Raw genomic sequence first — 22,437 nt, 5'->3', positions numbered from 1 at the left:
TTAAAAGTTGGCTCTGATTCGTTTTTCGATCCGATTTGACTCTTTTAAGACCGTTCCTGTTCTTTTTTAGAACATTTCTGGACTCAGAATTTTTCCGTATTTCAAATTTGGTCTTTATCCTGTAGAATCATGTTCAGAACTCTTTTCAGACCCATTATAACTCGCTTTCAAGTTGGTTCCTAAAAAAGGGCCTATCTGACAAAGGAACCCTTAATTTCTCCGGGATTTACTGGCATATATAAATGGGATCTGAAAATAGATAACATAATTGATTCCCTTTTTAGAAGGCTAAAAAATTTTATTGTTTGCAAAAAAAACATTAGACTTTCAATTTCAAAATAAGCTATTTTTTACATCAGGAGTGGTTTTTATCCTGCTGAAATAAACTCATTCCCTCAAATTTGAAGCCACCTGACTTTTTACAGCTATAATCCGGGAAAAAAAGAATCTGAATATCTGGAAAAAAGAAAAAGAATCTGAATATCTGAAAAAAAAGAATCTGAAAACAGAAATTCGATAGAATCAAAAAAACCGAATTAGAACCGGATAAAAAAGAAACAGATGCCTAATCGAATATCTATAAATATCTATAAATCGGAAAAAACAAAAACCCGATAAAAAACAAAAGGATGAATGTGTTTAAAAAACACATTCATTTTATTTTTATTTTTGTCTCTTTTGTCCGTTTTTTGGTACGCTTTTTGGTACGCTTTTTGGTACGCTTTTTGGTACACTTTTTGGCCCGTGTTCAGGTCCGTATTCGTCCAGGCAGGTGCCTTCACAGAGTTTTACTCCTGAGTGGTAGGCTGCCTTGCCGATCATATGGCCTGAAATAGGAGCTGTAAGCAGGATAAAAAGCCCTACAGTCAGCGCCTTTACTCCCATTGGTGTATAGCCCTCCTGGATGATGATGCTCACAAGGACTCCGAGAGCACCAAGGGTTGCAACCTTGGTTGTTGCGTGCAGCCTGTTGTATACATCAGGTAAACGCAGCAGGCCGAGCATTCCAAGACATAGGAATATGAGCCCTACAACAAGAAAGATTATACTGATTATATCCAGTATATTCGCGAGTACAGCCATTACAGCACCTCCCCTGTATCAAGATACTTTGCTACTATTACCGTCCCCACAAAGGAGATGATTGAAAGCAGCATGGCAACATCCATTAGGAAGATCGAACGTCCCTGGAAAGCATAGAGAGCAAATATCATTGCAAGAACGTTACCCACGGCATCTGAAGCTGCGATTCTGTCAGGAAGAGTCGGACCGTACAGAACTCTGTACGTACTTGGCACCAGAGCAACTACCATAACGACCAGTGCCAGGAAATTTGCCTGTTCCAGTGTAATCATCATTCGAATGCCTCCAGTACATAGTGTTCAAGATCATCCCGGATGGAATCACGAATGCCCTGGGGATCTGTTGCATCGATAGAATGCACATAGAGGATTGATTTATCTTCCGAAATGTCCACTGTAAGGGTTCCGGGGGTAAGGGTAATGGTATTGGCAATACCCGTAATTCCGATATTGGTTTTGGTCCGGATAGGAACCGCGATAATTCCCGGTTTGATGTCTATCGTGGGTTTGATGACGATCTTTGCAACTGCTATGTTGGCCTTTATGATCTCCTTGATCAAAACGTAAAAATACATGATTTTCTTCGGAATCTTTGAAATCCAGTTTCCTGTGGGGTATACCACCTCATCCAGCCTGTACAGCTCGCTGAAGGGAGCTACTACTACGATTCCAAAAAGGAAACCAAGCAGAATGCTGCCAAGGGTTATTTGTCCGCTGACAAGGCACCAAACAACTGGAAGTGCCATATAGGTAAGTGTACGACGCTTCATCTGATCACCCTCACCATTACTGCATCAATATAAGGCTGCGGATCAATAATCTGGTTTGCAATGATCTGTGATAACTCTACGACAGGTTCAGGGTACAGTCCAAGGATCAGCACAATAGCTGCCAGGAACAGGACTGGAAGCACTATAAGAGGAGACAGTTTGTGGTGAGAATATTCCCCATACTGCGGATCTCGTTCTCCCCAGAATATAAGCATCCAGCCTCTGAACATGTAGAAGAGAGTAAAGACTGCAAAAATCAGAGCTATCCCTATGGGCATGTAGAACTGAGATCTAAGACCTGCATCAAAGAGCAGGAACTTGGAGATGAATCCTCCCATCGGGGGCACTCCACCAATGGACATGGCTCCCACAAGGAAAGCAACACCCATCATAGGAGCTTTGCTGACCATGCCTCCCATCTGCCGCATATCCCTTGTCTCGGCAGTGTGGATGATTCCACCCGAGGTAAGGAACAACATGCTCTTTGCAAGTGCGTGGTTTATCAGGTAGACCACGGACGCGCCAAGAATTAGAGCTGCAGCCTCAGCTTCGCCGGCTGCATTTGCCATTGCTGCCATTCCAAAGCCCAGGAAGACGTATCCTATCTGGGATACACTGGAATAAGCCAGCATACGCTTAACATCCGTCTGCCCTATTGCCGAAGTTGCTCCCAAGCCCAGGGTGACCAGAGCCATGAAGAGAATGACTGGTCCGTACACTGACTGGAAGGGAGCAAACACCATAAAGAGGACTCTGAGTATACCGTAAGCTCCGATCTTTATGATAACACCACTGAGCATTGCACTGATAGGGGACGGAGCTGTGGGGTGCACATCCGGAAGCCAGTAGTGTAGAGGGAACATTGCTGCCTTACCACCAAATACAATGATAAAGAGCAAGCCCACTGCATACAGGTGCCATGGGACAGCTCCTGCCTCAGCAAGCACCCTGATCTTAAGGGTAATGTCTGCCATGTTCAGGGAACCGATAGATGCATACAATGACGCAACTGCTATCAGCATCACATTACCCCCGAGAATGTTCAGGACCAGGTACTTCATTGTGGCTTCCATCTTGTCCGAAATCTTCGTAACCTTTGAGTTTTCGTTTGCAACTATCAAAGCTGCCGAGGAAAGCAGCATTACTTCGAAGAAGACGAACATATTGAAGATATCACCCGTCAGGAAGATTCCATTGATACCTGCAAGCATCAGGTTGTAAAGGGAGTGGTAAGTCTGATTAAGGGATTGTTCTTCTATGTAATCATAGGAGTAAATCAAGCCCAAGAAGCCAATAAGGCAGTTCAGAAGAACCATCCCTGCACCCAGCAGATCGGCTACAAGTACAATCCCGTACTTTCCGAATTCTCCTACATCATATGCAATAATTCCATTGTTCCAGACGGTTGTGATCAGGAGCGCACTTAAGCACAATAAAACAAAGCCAGATACGATGTCGAGTACCTTTTGCAGCCCGGGATTACTTTTGGTCAGGATTGTGACCGGAGCCATTAACAGAGGGATAGCAACCAGGAGCATCGGCAGATTATCCATTAAAAAGCTCATTCTCGAAGCCTCCTGAGTTCCTGGACATCAACAGTACCATATTCTTCATTGACGCGGTAGCAAAGAGTCAATACGAATGCAGTGGTTGCAAGCCCGATCACAATTGCCGTGAGTACAAGGGCCTGCACAAGAGGGTCCACGAATTCTGTATACGGATTAGTTGTTATCGGCCCAAGAATTCCAGCTGTCAGGTTATCGTTATAGATAAGCCCCTGGCCAAGACCTTCTAAAGCCTGCTCATGCTCCAGAATAGGTACAAGGGTACCGTCGGTGAAAACTCCGCTTCCAACGATATACAGGTTAATGGCATGGGAAATTACACCGAAACCGATAATAACTTTCATCATGTCCCTGCGGAGGACCAGGAAAGTTCCTATCCCGAAGAGCAGAGCGATTGTAAGCTCAAGGAAAAAATTATTCATGTTCTCCCTCCGGACCTTTATCGGCTCCTAATTTAGTTACAATAAACAGCAGACCTCCGACCACTACGAAGTACACACCAAGGTCAAAGAACATCGATGAGACCATTTCAAGCTCAAAAAGGTGTATGCCTCCTACTTCTACGGGAATGAAATCAAAGGCACTTCGGAAGAATTTGTGGCCTGCAAATAATGGAGACCAAGCAGTTATGCTTGCAAACAGGAGCCCGTATCCAAACCACATATGCCAGTCCGGATTCCAGATTTTCTTGATTGCATCATGCCCGTATGCGACGTAGATTAGTCCGATACCAGCTGCACAAAGCACACCACCAATGAAACCTCCACCCGGCCTGTTACCTCCTATAAGCAAAAGATCGATTGAATACAGCATATCGATCATCAAACAGACCTTTGCGATTGTTTTGGTAATTACTGAGGTATCGGCCATTATTCCTTACCTCCCTTCACCTTTTTTGCTCTGCTCAGGATAAGGCTATACACTCCAAGGGCTGCCAGGGAAAGGACTGAGATTTCTCCGATGGTATCATACCCTCTGAAGTCCACGACTATCACGTTAACTACGTTAAGTCCGCCGGTCATTTCCAGAGCCTTCTCTATGAAGTAGTAGTTGAAGGTCTCAAACGGAGCCAGTACCCCTATATTTGCATTTAACATTACGGCAAGAACTCCAAATGAAACAACACCTGAGAGTAGCAGGTTCACCAGAACCTTACCTGCCGGCATAGGCTCCTTGAACTTCTGTGGAACCTTCATGACCACCAGGATGAAAATAATGGTGGACAGGGTTTCTACGCAGACCTGGGTCATTGCAAGGTCAGGAGCTTTGAGGTATACGTAAAGCAGGGCTACCAAGAAACCAAGTTCGGAGAGGGATATGACCGCAGGCAGATATTTTGGAAGAACTGCAGCACCAAGCGCTGCCAGAATCATCAGAGCGTACAGCACGATTTCATAAGGCTGTGCAGCATAGTTTATCCCTGCAGGCAGAATGTTGCCAATTCCTATACCCATGCCTATACCAAACTTATAGACCGGCCAGAAGATCAGGAAACCCATAAAGAGTAATGTCATCTTGATATACACTCCAATGGGTCCTGGCTGGGTAATCGCTGCGAACTTGTGGGTTATGTCTCTTGCGTTGTTTACGGTTGCATCGTACCAGTAGTTCGTGCTGATCCAGGGAAGCTTGTCGTTGAAACTGTTCTGCCAGGCAGCAAGTGAGTCATAGAACTTGTAAAGCACAATACCGATGGCAAAGGTTGCTATCGTCATCAAAAGAGGCGTGGTTACTCCATGCCACAGCGCTACATGCAGGTGATCTGCGTTGGGAACAAGGCCGCTGTAGGCAGGCTGTATCAGAGTTTCGATTGGGAACTTGGGGTAGAGCCCGAAGAAGATGATCAGACCTACAAGGAAAACTGCCGGAGCCAGCATAACCCAGGGAGCTTCGTGCACGTGGTGAGGAACATCATGGTCGTGGGTCCTCTCTCCGAGGAAGATCCCGTCTATCAGTCTGATAGAATACATAAGGGTGAATACACCACCTGCCACTGCAACAGCCGGGAAGACAATAGCCCACGGTCCTCCATAAGTTTCTGAAACCAGCTCACCTATCTCAAGGGATGTTTCATAGAACATTTCCTTGCTAAGGAACCCGTTGAGTGGAGGAACACCAGCCATTGAAGCTGCTGCGATCACCGCAACTATGAACGTTTTTGGCATTTCCTTACGCAACCCACCCAATTTTCGGATATCTCGGGTTGTCGTCTCGTGAGCCACGATACCTGCCACAAGGAAGAGGGTAGCTTTGAAGGTAGAGTGGTTCAACATGTGGAAGGTTGCTGCCGCAAAGCCCAGTCCCGGGTGTTCAGCCGTACTATAACCATACATGGTCATCAGGTAGGCCAGCTGGCTGATTGTCGAGTACGCCAGGATGGCTTTGATATCCGTCTGCCGGAAAGCCATGAAGCCCGCCATAACCATGGTGATCATCCCTGTCCCGGCAACCAGGACAAGCCATTCGGGGGTTCCCGAAAGGATAGGGTGCAGCCTTGCAACCAGATAGACACCAGCCTTGACCATTGTAGCCGAGTGGAGGAACGCGCTCACAGGAGTCGGAGCTTCCATAGCATTGGGCAGCCAAATATAGAACGGCCCCTGTGCTGATTTGGAAGCAGCCCCTATGAAGATCAGGATCAGAGTTGCAACGTATAAGTTGCTTCCGTGGAGAACTCCAAGGAGTTCAGAACTCTGAGCCAGTTCAGAGATCGCATAAGTGCCTGTAATGACCCTGAGCATCAGGAAGCCTGCGAACATGAAAAGTCCGCCACCGGCAGTTACCAGAAAGGCTTTGGTTGCGCCATATACGGATTCTGGTCTTTCTCTCCAGTATCCGATAAGCATAAAAGATGTTATACTAGTCAGTTCCCAGAAAATAAACATCTGGATCGTATTGTCTGTATAGGCAATACCCAGCATTGCACCCATAAAGAGTAAGAGCCACTGGTAATACCTTGGCAGGTCTTCCTTTGTGGACATATAACCATTTGAATAAGACATGATGATAACACCAATGCCTGAAACGATTAATGCCAGGAGAACAGCCATGCCGTCTCCGTAAAAGTCTAAGGATAGACCCGCTGCCGGTAACCAGGTAAACGAACCCTTTACAGGAGTACCTGCCATAGCGTACGGGATTACCTGAGTATTCAGCGCAAAACACGTAAATGCTATAAGTGCCGAAATCCAGCCAATCCTCTGTTTAAATACTTTATATAACGCAGGTAAAGTCCATGCAAGTATAAATGGTAAAAAGACAGCTATTACTATTGCATTAAATGGATCCATGAATCATCAACCCAACCTCTTTAGTTTTTTGGTTCTTGATAAATGATAATGAATACTAGTCAGGTTCAAAAGTTTCAATCCAGAATTCAATCCACATAGGAAATAAAGATATAATGTAATCTTATATTTCCCTCGCGTATACTCTTTTTTCATATAGTAAAAATGTTTCGGTTTTTACTGGACGCATCTTCAGCATCAAGCAAACTATTTTGCGTCCAAAATTGCACACGAAATCTTCCTGGATTATTTCCTGATTACAGCAAATACCTCCCTTTCAAAACTGCAGATTTTTACGTAATTAAAATTACATCCCACTTTTTTCGTTGAAATTTTAGATTTTCTCAGTTCTTAACGCTACCGATTTTATCATTATGGGGGTTTAATGGAACGTTATGCGGTACTCCAAATCAGAACTAAATAAATGTAGAGGTTTAAAACCGATAGCATTAGGTTTACTAATTTCCATGTGGATTCTCAAATATTTGAATATTTCCAAAAAACACCATCAAGAAAAACAGCGATTTCGAGAAAAAAAATATGAAAATAAAGGTCAGAGAAAATTTTTTTCCTTTTTGAGTAGCAATATAATCAGGATAATTGACAAAATTAATTGATAAGTTATCCCCTCAATCAATAGAAATTATTTAGACAATTAAAACTGTGTATCAGGAAATTTAATTTGAAAAAGCAATAGAGAATGATTCAGTAGCAGGTTTATTGAAAATAATTCTATATTTAAATATATATGATTACATATCAAAAAATAGAAACTTGCGTATAAAATGAATCAAATAGATAAAAAAGAGAAATATGCTCATTGAAAGTAAAAAAAATAAAAATAGAAAGAAACTAGAAAGAAAGGTCTTGGTCAAAAAAAAGAAATAGCTGACAAAAAAAGATCACAAAAAGGAAAAGAGTATATCTAACATAATTCTTCGAAACCTTCTGGTTCTGAAACTGTCAGAAATGGTCTGGAAATATTTTAGGGTCTGGAAATATTTTAGGGTCTGGAAATATTTTAGGGAATTAGGCTTTCGATAAAATAGTGAAAATTAAAAAAGCCTGCTGATAAAAAGAGGTTCAGAATTATTTTCTCTATAATAAGAGAAAAACAATAATTCTTCTATATGCTAATCCTATACTCAGCATATTTATCAGGGTTCAGGCTTTTGTTTCCTGTCCTTCACCCTGAAACAGTCCTCTGTCTTTTCTAATTAATTGATCTCTATTGCTACAAGACTTTCTTCTGCGCAGCGCCTGAAGGTAACCTCAAGCACTCCATTTTTGTAACTTGCTTTTGCACTCTTCGGATCCACGAGAACTGGGAGTTCCACATTTTCCGAATATTCAGAAAGCCCAAGGACTTTAATTTCAAGGTGTTGAGCGGTAGCATGCAGCAGGAGATCTTTCTTTTCAACCTCCGGGAATTCTGCAAGTACATACACCATGTCCTCATTTTCAAATATGTCAATTAAAGGTTCTTTTGTTTCTGAGGCAAAGAAGTTCTCTTCGTTTTGAGAGTATTCCGGAACATTTCCGAATTCCCGGAGTTCAGGATCTTCCCCCGGGCGATGAATGATAGAAAATCCGTAAACAAAGGGAACGGACTCTCCCATTTCTTCCAGGAGGGCTTCGATCATCTCTTCCAGGTTATCAAAAAGTTCAGACCCAAAATCTTCAAAGAAATCCTTTCTTTTTCTTGTGCCCACCATTATTACCTCTGATTTACCTCTCGCTCCCGAAAAATTACTCTATATCAATTGAAGTTCGAGAACTGGACTCCAGCCTGTTAAAGGTAACTTCCAGCACACCATTTTTATATGTGGCTTTAGCACTCTGGGGGTCTACCTTTACGGGCAGTTCGACACGTTCGGAATATTTTGGATTCCCATCTAATGTTTCGATGTCAAGTATTAAATCAGTTGCGTTCAGTTGAATGTTTTCTTTCTCGATTCCTGGAATCTCGGCAATCACATGGACTGTTGCCCCGGTTTCCAGTACATCAATAAAGGGTTTCCTTATGTCAAGATAACGTTTTTCTCCGGTTTCCGCCTGCTCAAACATTGGGATGTTGCCGAATTCCCTGATTTCAGGTTCTTCCCCTTGCCGCTGGGTAACGGAAAAACCATAAACAAAAGGATGCTGCCCGAAGTTATCCATGCTCATGCCCATGGCCCTGCTAAGGCGCTCGAACATTTCGTCCATATCCTTCAGGGGGTCAATTCCAAATATTTCATCGAAAAAACTTCTTTTTTTCCTGTCTCTGTCCATCTCATCACATCATTATTAAGTTATGCGTCTTGAGTTTCTTAAGTGAGTACCACTCAAATCAGTAGGTCATTATTGAAATGGTTACTTTTTTCACAAAAATTAAAACGGCCGGTATTTACCGGCATGCCAGGCAGAACCTCATTCAGAAGGCAGAAAACTCGGAACTCCTATTTCCTCACTTTTCTTTTCCTGTTCTTTTACTTCTGAAGATTCTTCCTCAAAATCAGTTGCATACCTGGCAAAGAGTTCGGCACTCTTTTCATAAGCACTCAGAGTTTCTCTGGATGTTGTAGGCTTTACACGGCGGATTGCTTTTTCGAAGTGTTTTTTGGAAATCCGGACCTCTCCAACCTTTTCCTGGATGTACTTTCGGTCGATACCCGGGGTAACTATTTCCCTGAGCGCGAGCATTGCCGCTTCCCTGCATATACCCTCGATATCCGCACCCACATATCCTTCAGTCATCTCAGCAAGTTCGGAAAGATTTACGTCTTCTGCAAGAGGTTTTTCTTTTGTATGGATCTCAAAGATCTTCTCCCTGCCTTCTTTATCAGGCGGTTTGATGTAAATAAGCCTGTCAAAACGGCCAGGCCTCAGAAGGGCAGGGTCTACCATATCCGGCCGGTTTGTAGCAGCAACTATTATCACATCCTTGAGTTCCTCTACCCCGTCAAGTTCTGTAAGGATCTGGCTTACCACTCTTTCGGAGACATGGGTATCGGAAACAGAGCTTCTTTGAGGAGCAATTGAATCAATCTCATCAAAGAAAATTACAGTCGGAGCAGACTGCTTTGCTTTTCGGAATGTTTCCCTGACTGCACGCTCGGATTCACCCACATATTTACTGAGCAGTTCGGGGCCTTTTATACTTATAAAGTTGGCTTCACTCTCACTTGCAACAGCTTTTGCAAGCATTGTCTTGCCCGTACCCGGAGGCCCGAAAAGCAGCACCCCTCTCGGGGGCTTTATACTGACAGCCTTGAACATTTCGGGATACTTGAGGGGCCATTCCACAGACTCGAGGAGTTCCTGTTTTGCACCCTCCAGCCCACCTATATCGTCCCAGCCCACATGCAGAACTTCAACGTAGACTTCTCGCATGGCTGAAGGCTCAATATTCTTCAGAGCTTCCCTGAAGTCCTCCTTCGTAACCACCAGATTGTCAATGATTTCCTGTGGGATATCCTCTTCGATATCGATTTCAGGAGTGATCCTTCTAAGGGCATGCATCGCGGCTTCCTTACAGAGAGAGGACAGATCAGCTCCCACAAAACCGTGGGTCACATCTGCAATTTCACCAAGGTTCACTTCATCTTCAAGAGGCATACCTCTGGTGTGGATCAGAAGAATCTGCTTTCTGCCTTTCCGGTCAGGAACTCCTATTTCAATTTCCCTGTCAAACCTTCCGCCGCGGCGGAGAGCTTCGTCAATGGAATTCGGGCGGTTTGTGGCAGCTATGACCACTACTTCCCCCCTGGACTGGAGCCCGTCCATCAGGGAAAGCAGCTGGGCAACTACTCTTCTTTCCATTTCTCCGGTTACTTCACCGCGTTTGGGGGCAATGGAGTCAATTTCGTCTATGAAGATAATGGAAGGTGCATCCTTCTCAGCCTCTTCGAAGATCTCACGGAGCTTTTGTTCACTTTCCCCATAATATTTGGAAACGATTTCAGGACCACTTATGGTGATGAAATTGGCATCAGTTTCACTTGCGACTGCCTTTGCAATCATTGTCTTGCCCGTTCCGGGAGGACCGCGAAGAAGGACTCCTTTGGGAGGCTCGATTCCCAGCTTCTGGAAGAGTTCAGGATGCCTCATTGGCAGCTCAATCATTTCCCTGACAAGCTGGATTTCCCGCCTGAGCCCCCCGATGTCCTCGTATGAGATGCCTTCCGGAGTCTTGATTTCCTCAATTGATTTTTCCTTGATAACAATTTCAGTGTCTTTAGTGACGACAACCGGCCCTGCGGGTCTTGTAGATGCTACAACGAAAGTAAGGGGATTATTTACAGTTTCAACCCTGATCTGCTGACCTTTGTTCAGAGGTCTGCCCTCGATTATTCTCAGGATGTAATGGGCGCCGCCTACAAGCCGGACAGGCTGGGATGGAGCAAGTGTGACCCTTTGCGCATGTTTTGCCTCGACCTTCTGGACCGTAACTTTGTCATCAATTCCAACTTTTGCATTGCTGCGCAGGTTTCCGTCTATTCGAATCCTGCTCTCCTGCCCGCGCTCGACGTTAGGCCAGACAATTGCGTAAGTCTTGGATTTACCCGAGATTTCAATAATATCTCCACTTACAAGGTCCATTTGCTGCATCATGCGGGTATCAATTCTTGCAATTCCCCTACCCACATCCTTATGATACGCCTCAGCTACTCTCAGATTCATTTCTTCAGTCATTTGTTATCAACTCCGGTCTCACATATTCTCCAATACTGCTGATTATTTTTAATTGTGTATTCAACAAAACCCCTTTCTGCAAGATCCATAAGGTTAGACGTTATAATGCTAGGGTGAAGACGCAGGTTATAACAGAGGACAGCCGGTGTAGCCTCATTTTTCAGAAGCTCAAACAGGAGCTCACATTCTACAGGATTTCTGGCAACCTCTTCAATTGAGTCCAGGCATCTGTCCATCAGTTCCATATATTCAACCTGTAGCTGTTTCTGCATTTGCACAAGTTCTTCCTGCCTTTCTTTAAGTTCACGGAGTTTGCCGTTCAGTTTCAGGAAGAAGCAGGATGATTCATCTCTAGCAACAGTTTCTTTCTTCTCGACAGAGGATCTTTCCCCTTTTTTCTCCCTGTCAAAATCAATGTCCTGAAGAGACATTGTATATGCATAAGGTGATACGGACACCTCAAGCCTCATGTTATTTGCAATATTGAAGTACTTGCGCCTCTGATCATCCACACTGAACTCGATCATCCCTGCCTGTTCTAACAGGCTCAGATGACTGATAATCGCCTTTGGTCCCACCCCCAGCCTACCTGAAATTTCACTGACATAGCAGGGGCGGTTTGCAAGAAGCTGAATTATCTTTCTACGGTTTTCATTCCCCAGGATGTCAAGTAGTTTTGCTGGGTCCATGTTTTTTCCTCTGTAATTATTGAATTTTTATGATGTATAATTAACGATAAGTGTTGAATTTTGTTTTTTATATATTCCTCAGTAATTATAATAACATGCATAATATATTTGTCAGATATTTATTTGACAGATATTTAATAGTAGCTCAGGTCCTTTCTACAGTTCACCTGAATTGCTTATTCCTGCTACTCAAATCTCCGGTAAAGAGAATTCACTGATCTGTATGGCAGAAGTTACCGGATATCCCTGGCCAGAGCACTAATTGGTGCATGTGCACAATAGTTAGTAACCATTAGTTAGCAATAATGACATATAAATGTTTCTATATGGCTGACAATATTAGAAAATACCTGGGAATTTAGCAGAAATTTTCCAGTAGTGCCAACTTATTCAGTATTATCTGGGCCTGTATAGAGGAGAAACTATTTGTTAAAAAATATGTGAACAAAAAAAAATGAAGATGAGGTAATTAAAAAGAATTACTGAGCCGGGAGGAAACATTTTACTAAAATGTTTTAATCTTTCATTCATTGAAATGCTTTAATCATCAAAACTTCATCCCCGTAATTTGAAGTTTCAACCATGACTTTCCAGGCAGGATAATATGTAGTTTGACCTTCATATCTGTAGGGATAAGTGTCAAACCCGTTGAAATAAACAAATTTGACATCAGTGATCCTGATCCTCCCCAGTGAAAACATCGGCAGTTTACCCTTCTGAGTAACGAAATTTCTGTTTTTTACCTGCTGGATTATATAGTTACCTGAGTCATTTAAACCCGCTGTTTTAAAACTTACTATCTGTTTGGGTTCCAGAGCCGCAGAACCATCGGTTAAGTTAAACCTGCTTTCCGCAACCCCCGTATCCGAGACAAGGAAATAAATTTCCTCAGTGTAGCTCTTATTATAAGACTTACTAGAGTTAATAAAACTAACATTCAGAGTGTTTGAGGAAGATTTTCCCTGATACACCGGAAGCTGATTTACAGGTATTAAAGGAATTTCAGTGTCAAGGGTTACTCTTTGATTTGTAAGAGTGTTCCATATCTGTACAGTCCTTCTGTAAGGCGTATCCTCTTTCATGGGAGGATAATAATTAAAAGTCTCATAGAATAGAGGAAGAGCACAGTATAATACTGCCATGACAATGATGATTGCAATTATACTTTTTGCTTTTTCCTGCATATGTATTAAACCCCTTCAGGTAGATTCAATCCCAATTACTATCGGATATTCCGGGTGGTCTACGAGGTCTATATGCAGTTTTTCAGAGGAACCAGAATCGGTAGCATAGTCAGCCCTTACTTCCTGTTCAAAGGTAAAATTGCTGTCCAGAGTAATCTCATACCTGTAAATTCCAGGTTCCACGCTAATCTCGGGAGAAGAAATTTCATTGCCCGGGTTCAACGAATAAGTCTTGTAGAATATTGATTCATTATAGAAATCGAGGATTTTGATGCTTATATCGTGTGTTTTCTGATCATCACTTTTCAGGAAGAACTGCAGAGGATCTGCAGAAAATTCCTGATCTAATTCTTCTTCAGCGTCTTCGTTATAGTATCTGCATATAAGATGGACAACTTTTCCATCACATTTTTTATCCGTAGCTATAATTCCATAGGAAAGGGTGTAAAAATCTACATTAATGAAACCGTCAATTGTATCGTTGCCTACTGCAAAAACTGCACTGCTTTGAGGCATTCCGATAATGTATCCGGCATAGGTTATCTGTGAACTGGAAGTATTCGTTTCTTTTAGCTTCAGTTCAAAATGCTTTCCTATCAAGCTTAGATCCACTGTCCCATTTGAAGCGGATTCCCGGAACCTTCGAGGATTTGCTATCACAATCTCAAAATCCTCACAAGCCTCAGGAATTTCGAAAAAATCCCTGCCAGACTCTATTTCTTCAAATACACCGTATTCACCGGCCATACATTTCTCAATCTCTGAAGAATTTCCTGTTGAACCCGCAACAAAAATAAGCCTCAGGGGATTAAACGAACGTTTCAATCTCTCTCGATCTTTTTTCCAGTCAATTATAAATACAGTATGAACAGTTTTTCCATTATATTTCTCAGAGGTAACTGCAATATTATACATCAGGTCTTCAAACTCTATGGAGCCACTAAATAACTCACCGCATACATAGAAAGTTGCCTTACTTTGAGGGATTCCTTTAATATACCCCGAATAGCGATATGACTTCCCTCCGTTAAGTCTGGAAATCTCCTCAATTTCTATTTCAAAGTCTCTCTCCAATAACCTGAGATTTACAGCTCCATTTGAAGCGGCATGCTCGAATTCTTGAACATCTACTGTAACAGTTTCTAATCCGTCCCAATGCTCCTGGAACTCAAGCGAATTGTCCTGAATCTCGATCTTCTGAATGATATTGTCTCCAGGGATTCCAGAAAATTTCTTGAATGAACCTTCATTGAAAGCAATTTCATCAAGTTGCGTTCCAGAATATTCGGAAGTTTTAACTTTACTATTGTCTTCAGTTAAAACCAGAAACCCTGAAAAAGCAGCCAGCGTCAAAAAGGCTGCAAGTACTATTGTAATATATGCTTTCATTCGAATCCCCCACCCTGGAGATAATAAGTAATAAACTCCCCAACAAAGAATTAATCTGTGCTCTTCCTAGAAGAACTTTCCTATTTTATTTCATACTTTTGTGCATTGACACGGCCACGCCAATAGAAAAAGGTAAAAACCCGAAAAAAAATAGAGATACTTATAAACCGAAAAAAAATAGAGATACTTATAAACCGAAGAAAAATAGAGATACTTATAAACCGAAGAAAAATAGAGATACTTATAAACCGAAGAAAAATAGAGATACTTATAAACCGAAGAAAAATAGAGATACTTATAAACCGAAGAAAAATAGAGATACTTATAAACCGAAGAAAAATAGAGATACTTATAAACCGAAGAAAAATAGAGATACTTATAAACCGAAGAAAAATAGAGATACTTATAAGAAGTTATGCTAAAAAAATATATTATGATGGCAAGTTAGAGAGTTTCGAAGATAAGTTTAAAAAGGAAAGTTTGGTAAAAAAAATAAAAGATCAGGATTATCTCTGCTTTTTTGACTTTGATTTTTCTTTTTGTCTTTCCTTCTGCTGGTTAAAAACAGAGGGTAAATGGAGGGCATATGAACCTTCTTCCCTGATTGCCATAACAAGTTCTTTTCGCTCTAAAAGGGAATCCAGATTAAGTTCATAAGAACCAGGACCGAGGATCCTTACAGATTCCACCCTCTCTTCCTCAGTTTTGTTTTCATTTTCTGACGGCTGCTCCCTGTCTTTTTCTCCGGATGCAAGGGCTTCGTCAATATTCCTGACAACTTCATCCAGAGAAGATTCCAGATCCAGTTTTTGTTCTTCCAGAGCGGGCCTTCCCTGGTTTTCCAAACCTTCTGGCTCTTTTTTCACATAGAGGAACTTATTCCAGCCGCAGTTCGGGCAGCCGCTGAGGATTACAGAATCCCCGTCTTCAAAAATGGTTCCGCATCTGGTACATCTGTGGGGCATGAGTTCACCGGTAATCAATAATATGAACTTAATCGTTGCAAGCTTTATGACTATAAAGTAAATAGCTTACCTGGATACATGTCTTAAATTGATATTAAATGGATAACTTAAAGGGCTTCTTAACGGTCTGTGAGATTTACTCTAACACGAGATTGGCACTTATATCATATACCTAAATGGTATCTTAAATAAATACCTTTAATAAATATGTATATTTGTATTGGTACACAAACTACCGATACACAGGTCAACTACCCGCTGAATCTAAAAATTTAACGGATTTCCTGCTGAGGTATTATGGATAGCAGAACTTTTTATAGAAGTTTCCAGTACTCCTTTCCGTCAATAACCTCAGAACTGGCTCTATGGATTCGAACCATTTCTTCCATAACTTCCGGAAGTCTGCCAGGTTGAGTGATTTCAAAAACTACGGGGTCAAGGGCATGGTTTACGTAGAGGCTATGTTTAAGGTCTTCAAGATTCCATATTTTTTTAGGGCCTTTTCTCATGCTTTTTGTCAGAATACTCATCATGTCTTCCATAAAATTCCAGGGATAGACAATCCAGGCCCAGTCTTCAAGTCGCTCCCCCACATAATCAGGATCGATTTTCGAACTCCCCAGGTATTGTAAAGAAGAAGTTCGAATCTCTTTGGGGTTCCTGCCTTCTACGTAAGCCTTAGCACTGATCATACTTTCCCCGGTATCTACAATGTCATCCACAATAAGCACTTTTTTGCCTTCCATTACATTGTCTGAGAGAGGATATCTTATATAGGGTTCACCAGTGTCAATAGCTGCAGTCCCTATGTAGTGCTCGATTTTCAGACTGGACAGGTCATCGAGCCCCAGGAAATCACACAGTACACGTCCTGCAAACCAACCTCCTCTGGCAAGCGCGATAATGACGTCCGGCTCATACCCCGAACTTTTAATTTCTCTTGAAATATTTCGGCACAGGTTGTAAATGTAATCCCAGTTCGTAAGCACACATCTAAACGATTCTATGTAAAAACCTCCCGGATCCGGAACCCGGTACGTTACAAGGAAATTTACTGTTAAAGGAGCGCTCATTTCCAGGCTCTACCTTCGAGATTATATAATTCAGAACATAGACTTTAAGTTTTCTTATCTTGCTTTAAGTTTTCTTATCTTGCTAAAAAATGGTTCAGAAAAAAGCTAAAAAAGAAATACTCAAAAAATAAATTATCCAGTAGAAACGGGAGTCTGGAAAGTGAGAACAATGGATAAAATGCTGATAGACCTGCTCTTTATGTCCCAGAAAAGAAAGGACCTTTTGATCCTTCTCAGAAACGGAGGAAAAACAATAGAAGAAATCGTAGATATTCTTAATGTTACCCCTACAGGGATGCTTCCCCAGATTAAAAAATTAAAGGAGGAGTTTCTGGTTTTGCAGGATGATAGAGTATACAGGCTTACCCCTCTGGCAGAAGTTCTGGTCGAAAAAATGCAGCCACTGCTTGATATTCTTGAGGTTATTGAGGAGGATAAGGATTTCTGGCAGGAGCGAGATCTGAGTGGTTTGTCTCCAGTCTTTCTTGAGAGACTTAACGAATTAAAACCTTATTCTCTTGTAAAACCCGACCCCGATAAACTTTTCGAGACCCCTGAAGTGTTTCTGGAAAATGTAGAAAAATCAAAAACCATACTTTTTCTATCTTCGATATTCCATCCTGTATTTCAAGAAACATTTCTGAAGACTGAGAATAACGATGTTGAAATTACCCTTATAGTAACAAAAAAAATTTATGAAAGGCTGAAAAACGACTTTGGGAAAGAACTGAAACTTTATCTGAATCAGGAAAAGAAGCGACTTTTTGTCTGCGCTGACGAAGTAAAAATAGCCATGCTGACAAAAACCGAATATTTCATGATGGCTGATTTCCTTACATGGAAAGGAGCCTATGATCAGGAGAGTGTCATAAGCTTTGAACCTGCCCCTTTGAAATGGGCTGAAGACCTTATTCTCCATTATAAAGACCAGGCTCAGGAGATAAAGGGATAAATCCTGGAAAAAATGTTATCAAGAGAGGGTTTTATATCAACGTATATTTTTCCGTCTTTACAAGCGAAAAAATATCCTGATTTTTCTTTATAGAGGTCACCGACTTTATATCCGGAAATATTGCAGTTTTCGTAATCAAGAACCCTGATACTGAATCTCAGCCTGTAAAGGTTGTTTTTCTTCAACTGAGTAGAATGGTAATTCGGAGTTCCATTTAAAAACGGAAGACTCTCTCAACATTCCAATCTTCCCACTTTATTAGCTTATTATATTCTTCAGGTTTGATTTTTCTAGCCCTTGGTATTGGAGTGTCAACTGGCTGAATTTTAACCCAACACTCCCGCTTTCAAGAGCCTCTATAGTCTCTGAAAGTAGTTTAATCCCGGCAGAGACTAACTTCTGACCGGTTTCTTCAAGTTTCTCCCCAGAACTTATAAAGGCACGTTCCTGACAGACGATGTCCCCTGTATCTTCTTCCTTATCCACGCAGTGGACGGTTACACCAGGATCAAGTATATAATCATAAATATAACCATAATATTCCCAGAACAGAGGATTTGGTTCCCAATACTCCGGAGGGTACGAATAAATAAGATCAGGTTCCACACTCCTGCCCCATTTTTCCAGATCCTTGCTTTCCCTTTTTCTGAGATAATAATAAGGAATCTGCATTTTTCTGGAAAAAAGTTTTAAGCTTAAAGGATTTGAGGCAAACGAATATTGAATACCTGTAAGAAACCTTCCTGTTGCTCTAAGAAGTTTATTTGATTCGTTTGTTGGGGCACAATCAACAATTCCAACCACTTTTTGTTTCGATTCTATAACCGATTGTAGAACTTGCGTGATGCCCTTTGTGATGACCACAACCCTCAATCGAATTCCACCAAAAATATCATATGACATAGATAAAAACAAAAAATGCTATAGGTACTGCTTTCAACATCCTACAATAACAGGATTTAAAAAAAATATAGATTTATTTTAAACCAAAATAATAAACTTACTGTTAAAGCTGCGAACAGAACTGAAGTTTAAGCAAAGGATAAATTCAAACAAGCTTATCCTTCCATGTATAAATTAGAAGAAGCAAGAGGGAGAAAAATGAAAAGAAGGACAAATAACAATTCTAATAGTTCTATAAAAACTGTGAGATTGACGGCAGTTCTGTTCATGATCTTTACAGTTGCTCTTTCCGGCTGTGTTGGGGATGGACAGGATAATACGGATAACCAGACAGAAAGTTCAGTAAACGAGAGTCAGAATATCAGTACTGAAGAATACACATATGGTATAGCAAACGTGGAAAATATCGAGATTCTGACTCTGGAATCTTTCCCCGTGCAGATACAGGTGATAGCAGAAGGCTACCTGCCTGACGGCTGCACTGAGATTGACAAAATAAAGCCTGAAAGGGAAGGAAACACTTTCAATATCAACATCACGACGAAGCGCCCAACAGATGCAATGTGTACCCAAGCTATAGAGAACTTTACAAAAACGATTCCTCTTGAAGTTCAGGGACTCAGCGCCGGAAACTATACTGTAAATGTAAACGGGGTAAACGGATCATTTGAGCTTGCTATTGACAATAAATTAGACGGACTGACAAGCCCTATGCCACCGAGACAGCAGATTATAACCGAAGCTAATAATGGAACAACTATAAGTCTCGAAAAAGGAGAGACTTTTTACCTGAGGCTTAAGGAAAACCCAACTACAGGCTATTCCTGGCAACTCAACCTGAGCCAGGGACTCAACCCCACCAATTTCTCTGGGACATATTATCCTCCGGAGTTGAAAGAAGGAGAACAGCCCCTTATTGGTGCTGGTGGGGTTCATCTGTGGGAAATAAAAGCCGATTCTAAGGGAAACCAGCAGGTAACAGCAATATATATAAGATCCTGGGAAAATGAAACTGGCACGGAAAATAAATTTACACTTAATGTTGAAGTAGTCTGAACTGCAGCCTCTCTTTTCATGCCTATACTTCCTTTTTTCCCTTATCTCAAGTAAGAAAGCGAGGCATGAAAAAAATTATTTCTATCAGACGCAGCCTCTTTTCCAGCGATCTCACAGGAGCCCCAGAGCTTGTTTTAAGTCTTTGAGACAACTGTCGCAGACATGCGACGTGCCTATCTGGGTACACCCGAGTATATTTACATCTTCCTTGTGTTCTATTTCTTCCGGGTTTCCGGAATAGCTTTCACAGTAAACTCCACATTTTACTTCACAATAGGCCCCGCAAAACAAGCATCTGGTCATAGTATAATGTGGGGCTCCAGCTTTCAAATATCTTTCCCGAAAAGCCCGGTTAGCTAGCAAAACAAGAGATAAAAAAATATAAAACGTTGGATTGAGACTGCGAAGCCTCTAAAGCAAACCATAAGTTTTCCAGATTTCCCGGAAAGATCGCAGGATCAAGCGAAAAGTATATAAGTAATCGTTAGTATGTTCAGATAGTTGTCTCAGGCAAGGTGCCTGACCAAAAACCCTGTAGCGGGGTGGGGTAGCCAGGAGATCCCGACGGGCTCATAACCCGTAGACCGATGGTTCGAATCCATCCCCCGCTATCAGAGAACGTTCAGATAATCAGAGAACTTTCAAATAACATTTTTCATGATAATTATCCTTATGGACAGAATAAATCGAAAAGCCCCGTAGCGGGGTGGGGTAGCCAGGAGATCCCGACGGGCTCATAACCCGTAGACCGATGGTTCGAATCCATCCCCCGCTATCTACTTCTTTTAAAATTTGGTTTCGTTTTTCCATACCCAATAATTTTATATTAGCTCAGATTTTGTACCATACCTCTATTTTTTATAGGAAAAGGCGTACCTACCCAGATTAATCAATCAGATCTTGAATAATCAATCCCATATTATGTGTTCTACATACCTTTTTAAAGCGTAAGAAACTCAAAGGCTTATTAAGTAAAGATCACTTTCTTATACAGGATTGAAATAAATTTTATACAGGTTGAAATAAATTCAAAAAACCACTTTCTGATATTTGGAAAAAAATAAACGCAAGAAAAAGTAACCTTCTTTCACAGGCTAATAAACGGAACTTAAACTACCTTTTTATCCATTCTCAAAATTAAGCAGGACGATTCTCATATGGTAATGGAAAAACTCGGAGACTCCTTACAGGGGGCACTCAAGAAACTGATCGGCGCAGGGAGAATTGATGAGCGCACGGTCAACGAAGTGGTAAAGGATATTCAACGGGCTCTGCTCCAGGCCGATGTTAACGTAAAACTTGTCATGGGGATGTCCCAGAGAATCAAAGAGCGTGCAATGAAAGAAGAACCTCCTGCGGGTATGAATCCGAGGGAGCATGTAATCCGCATTGTTTACCAGGAACTGATGGAAATCATCGGGAAGGGAGCGGAGATACAGCTCAAACCCCAGACCATAATGATGGTAGGGCTGCAGGGGAGCGGAAAAACTACAAGTACTGCAAAACTTGCTCGCTACTTCCAGAGAAAGGGACTCAAAGCAGGAGTTATTGCCGCAGACACCTTCCGTCCTGGGGCTTACCACCAGCTCAAGACCCTCTGTGAAAAGCTCAATGTAGCATTTTACGGGGAAGAAGGAAACCCCGATGCCGTCGAGATTACAAGAAACGGCCTTAAAGAACTTGAAAAATACGATATAAAAATTGTAGACACTGCAGGCAGGCACGCCCTTGAAGCCGAACTGATAGAGGAAATGGAACAGATCAATGCTGTTACAAAACCCGACCACAGGTTCATGATTCTGGACGCAGGCATCGGGCAGCAGGCAAGCCAGCAAGCTCATGCTTTCAATGACTCTGTAGGGATTACAGGAGTTATCATCACAAAACTGGACGGAACAGCAAAAGGTGGTGGAGCCCTTTCAGCAGTTTCCGAAACAAAAGCTCCGATTGCTTTTATCGGAGTCGGGGAAACCCCGGAAGATTTTGAAAAATTCGAAGCTGACAGGTTCATTTCAAGGCTGCTCGGAATGGGAGACCTTAAGAGCCTGATGGAAAAAGCAGAAGAAAGCCTGAGTGAAGAAGACGTAAATGTTGAAGCCCTGATGCAGGGACGTTTCACCCTGAAGGATATGTACAAGCAGCTCGAAGCAATGAATAAGATGGGGCCTCTGAAACAGATCATGTCAATGCTCCCGATGGGCATAGGAGGAATGGGAGGCGCGAAGTTCTCAGACGAAATGTTCCAGGCTACCAGTGACAAGATGAAAAACTACAAGGTCATCATGGACTCAATGACAGAAGATGAAATGACAGACCCTAAACTCATAAGTGGTTCAAGGATCAAAAGAATCTCAAGAGGTTCAGGCTGCAGCCCGGAAGATGTAAGAGAACTTCTGAAGTACCACAAAACCATGCAGACGGCTTTGAAAGGCTTTAGAGGCGGAAAATTCAATATTCAGAAAATGATGAAGAAGAAAATGGGGATGTAATAATCCCGGGACTTTCTTCTGTCTTTCTTTTTTATACTTTTATTATCTTTGCACCTTTTTCCCGTGATTCTTAAAACTCACAGGATTTTTATATAGAATTCGGATTCTTTTAGAGAACTCTGATCCGTTTAGAGAACTCTGATCCGTTTAGAGAACTCTGATCCGTTTAAAGAACTCTGATCCGTTTAGAGAACTCTGATCCGTTTAGAGAACTCTGATCCGTTTAGAGAACTCTGATCCGTTTAAAGAACTCTGATCCGTTTAAAGAACTCTGATCCGTTTAAAGAACTCTGATCCGTTTAAAGAACTCTGATCCGTTTAAAGAACTCTGATCCGTTTAAAGAACTCTGATCCGT

21 protein-coding genes and 2 tRNA genes are annotated in these 22,437 nt (G+C 41.8%); 6 read left to right on the top strand and 17 right to left on the bottom strand.

Features of this window, described 5'->3' with window-relative positions:
- Window positions 1-663 precede the first annotated feature (663 nt).
- From mnhG to MSWHS_RS18245, 13 genes are all read right to left on the bottom strand, one after another.
- Window positions 664-1,083, bottom strand: coding sequence for a monovalent cation/H(+) antiporter subunit G (gene mnhG / locus MSWHS_RS00440; protein ID WP_048158632.1), 420 nt, complete (start codon window positions 1,081-1,083; stop codon window positions 664-666).
- On the bottom strand, window positions 1,083-1,358 hold the full coding sequence (locus MSWHS_RS00435; RefSeq protein ID WP_052722519.1) for a cation:proton antiporter: 276 nt from the start codon (window positions 1,356-1,358) through the stop codon (window positions 1,083-1,085). The genes mnhG and MSWHS_RS00435 overlap by 1 nt, the downstream gene beginning before the upstream one ends.
- On the bottom strand, window positions 1,355-1,852 hold the full coding sequence (locus MSWHS_RS00430; protein ID WP_048158631.1) for a Na+/H+ antiporter subunit E: 498 nt from the start codon (window positions 1,850-1,852) through the stop codon (window positions 1,355-1,357). Before MSWHS_RS00430 ends, MSWHS_RS00435 begins: the two co-directional genes overlap by 4 nt.
- Window positions 1,849-3,417, bottom strand: a complete 1,569-nt coding sequence (locus tag MSWHS_RS00425) for a proton-conducting transporter membrane subunit (protein ID WP_048125086.1) — start codon at window positions 3,415-3,417, stop codon at window positions 1,849-1,851. The genes MSWHS_RS00430 and MSWHS_RS00425 overlap by 4 nt, the downstream gene beginning before the upstream one ends.
- A complete protein-coding gene (locus MSWHS_RS00420; protein WP_048125085.1) occupies window positions 3,414-3,839 on the bottom strand; it encodes an NADH-quinone oxidoreductase subunit K in 426 nt (141 codons plus the stop codon). Before MSWHS_RS00420 ends, MSWHS_RS00425 begins: the two co-directional genes overlap by 4 nt.
- A complete protein-coding gene (locus MSWHS_RS00415) occupies window positions 3,832-4,287 on the bottom strand; it encodes a monovalent cation/H+ antiporter subunit B (protein ID WP_048125083.1) in 456 nt (151 codons plus the stop codon). The genes MSWHS_RS00420 and MSWHS_RS00415 overlap by 8 nt, the downstream gene beginning before the upstream one ends.
- The gene (gene mbhE, locus MSWHS_RS00410; RefSeq protein ID WP_048125080.1) at window positions 4,287-6,707 is read right to left on the bottom strand and encodes a hydrogen gas-evolving membrane-bound hydrogenase subunit E; all 2,421 of its coding nucleotides are present in this window, start codon (window positions 6,705-6,707) and stop codon (window positions 4,287-4,289) included. The genes MSWHS_RS00415 and mbhE overlap by 1 nt, the downstream gene beginning before the upstream one ends.
- Before the next feature lie 1,214 nt (window positions 6,708-7,921).
- Window positions 7,922-8,419: an Hsp20/alpha crystallin family protein gene (locus MSWHS_RS00400; protein ID WP_048125074.1), complete on the bottom strand. Its 498-nt coding sequence runs from the start codon at window positions 8,417-8,419 to the stop codon at window positions 7,922-7,924.
- A 34-nt stretch (window positions 8,420-8,453) separates the two neighbouring features.
- On the bottom strand, window positions 8,454-8,978 hold the full coding sequence (gene hsp20 / locus MSWHS_RS00395; RefSeq protein WP_048125072.1) for an archaeal heat shock protein Hsp20: 525 nt from the start codon (window positions 8,976-8,978) through the stop codon (window positions 8,454-8,456).
- A gap of 138 nt (window positions 8,979-9,116) precedes the next feature.
- Window positions 9,117-11,381, bottom strand: coding sequence for a CDC48 family AAA ATPase (locus MSWHS_RS00390; RefSeq protein ID WP_048125070.1), 2,265 nt, complete (start codon window positions 11,379-11,381; stop codon window positions 9,117-9,119).
- Window positions 11,378-12,070, bottom strand: a complete 693-nt coding sequence (locus tag MSWHS_RS00385) for an ArsR family transcriptional regulator (RefSeq protein WP_048125068.1) — start codon at window positions 12,068-12,070, stop codon at window positions 11,378-11,380. The genes MSWHS_RS00390 and MSWHS_RS00385 overlap by 4 nt, the downstream gene beginning before the upstream one ends.
- A 527-nt stretch (window positions 12,071-12,597) precedes the next feature.
- Window positions 12,598-13,254 carry a hypothetical protein gene (locus MSWHS_RS00380; protein ID WP_048125066.1) on the bottom strand — a complete coding sequence of 219 codons (657 nt, stop codon included), beginning with the start codon at window positions 13,252-13,254 and terminating at the stop codon, window positions 12,598-12,600.
- A gap of 15 nt (window positions 13,255-13,269) precedes the next feature.
- On the bottom strand, window positions 13,270-14,643 hold the full coding sequence (locus tag MSWHS_RS18245; RefSeq protein ID WP_052722518.1) for a hypothetical protein: 1,374 nt from the start codon (window positions 14,641-14,643) through the stop codon (window positions 13,270-13,272).
- Here MSWHS_RS18245 and MSWHS_RS00365 point away from each other — a divergent pair.
- Window positions 14,634-15,065 carry a hypothetical protein gene (locus MSWHS_RS00365; protein WP_156151172.1) on the top strand — a complete coding sequence of 144 codons (432 nt, stop codon included), beginning with the start codon at window positions 14,634-14,636 and terminating at the stop codon, window positions 15,063-15,065. The two genes, MSWHS_RS18245 and MSWHS_RS00365, sit on opposite strands and share 10 nt — an antisense overlap.
- 84 nt (window positions 15,066-15,149) lie before the next feature.
- On the opposite strand, the gene MSWHS_RS00360 is transcribed toward MSWHS_RS00365, so the two are convergent.
- Complete coding sequence (locus tag MSWHS_RS00360; protein ID WP_048125062.1) at window positions 15,150-15,608, bottom strand: Zn-ribbon domain-containing protein; 459 nt, start codon at window positions 15,606-15,608, stop codon at window positions 15,150-15,152.
- Between the two features lie 314 nt (window positions 15,609-15,922).
- Window positions 15,923-16,597: a phosphoribosyltransferase gene (locus tag MSWHS_RS00355; RefSeq protein WP_231585688.1), complete on the bottom strand. Its 675-nt coding sequence runs from the start codon at window positions 16,595-16,597 to the stop codon at window positions 15,923-15,925.
- Window positions 16,598-16,850: 253 nt separating this feature from the next.
- Here MSWHS_RS00355 and MSWHS_RS00350 point away from each other — a divergent pair, with 253 nt between their 5' ends.
- Entirely contained in the window at window positions 16,851-17,633 is a 783-nt protein-coding gene (locus MSWHS_RS00350) for a winged helix-turn-helix domain-containing protein (protein WP_048125060.1), read from the top strand.
- 258 nt (window positions 17,634-17,891) lie between these two features.
- Here MSWHS_RS00350 and MSWHS_RS00340 read toward each other — a convergent pair whose 3' ends face one another.
- Entirely contained in the window at window positions 17,892-18,506 is a 615-nt protein-coding gene (locus MSWHS_RS00340; protein WP_197073996.1) for a hypothetical protein, read from the bottom strand.
- A 228-nt stretch (window positions 18,507-18,734) separates the two neighbouring features.
- Here MSWHS_RS00340 and MSWHS_RS00335 point away from each other — a divergent pair, with 228 nt between their 5' ends.
- Window positions 18,735-19,592, top strand: a complete 858-nt coding sequence (locus MSWHS_RS00335; RefSeq protein WP_048130128.1) for a protease inhibitor I42 family protein — start codon at window positions 18,735-18,737, stop codon at window positions 19,590-19,592.
- Between the two features lie 111 nt (window positions 19,593-19,703).
- On the opposite strand, the gene MSWHS_RS00330 is transcribed toward MSWHS_RS00335, so the two are convergent.
- On the bottom strand, window positions 19,704-19,895 hold the full coding sequence (locus tag MSWHS_RS00330) for a hypothetical protein (protein ID WP_048125054.1): 192 nt from the start codon (window positions 19,893-19,895) through the stop codon (window positions 19,704-19,706).
- Between the two features lie 233 nt (window positions 19,896-20,128).
- Between MSWHS_RS00330 and MSWHS_RS00325 the strand changes: the two genes are divergently transcribed.
- The 3 genes from MSWHS_RS00325 (at window position 20,129) to MSWHS_RS00315 (ending at window position 22,081) form a co-directional block, all read left to right on the top strand.
- A tRNA-Met gene (locus MSWHS_RS00325) sits at window positions 20,129-20,203 on the top strand.
- Window positions 20,204-20,292: 89 nt separating this feature from the next.
- Window positions 20,293-20,367: transfer RNA gene (locus MSWHS_RS00320), tRNA-Met, on the top strand.
- 382 nt (window positions 20,368-20,749) lie between these two features.
- Window positions 20,750-22,081, top strand: a complete 1,332-nt coding sequence (locus MSWHS_RS00315; protein WP_048125052.1) for a signal recognition particle protein Srp54 — start codon at window positions 20,750-20,752, stop codon at window positions 22,079-22,081.
- The last annotated feature ends 356 nt before the right edge of the window (window positions 22,082-22,437 follow it).

The sequence above is a fragment of the Methanosarcina sp. WWM596 genome (assembly GCF_000969965.1).
Classification (GTDB): Archaea; Halobacteriota; Methanosarcinia; order Methanosarcinales; family Methanosarcinaceae; genus Methanosarcina.
This window is presented reverse-complemented; position numbering and strand designations above follow the sequence as displayed.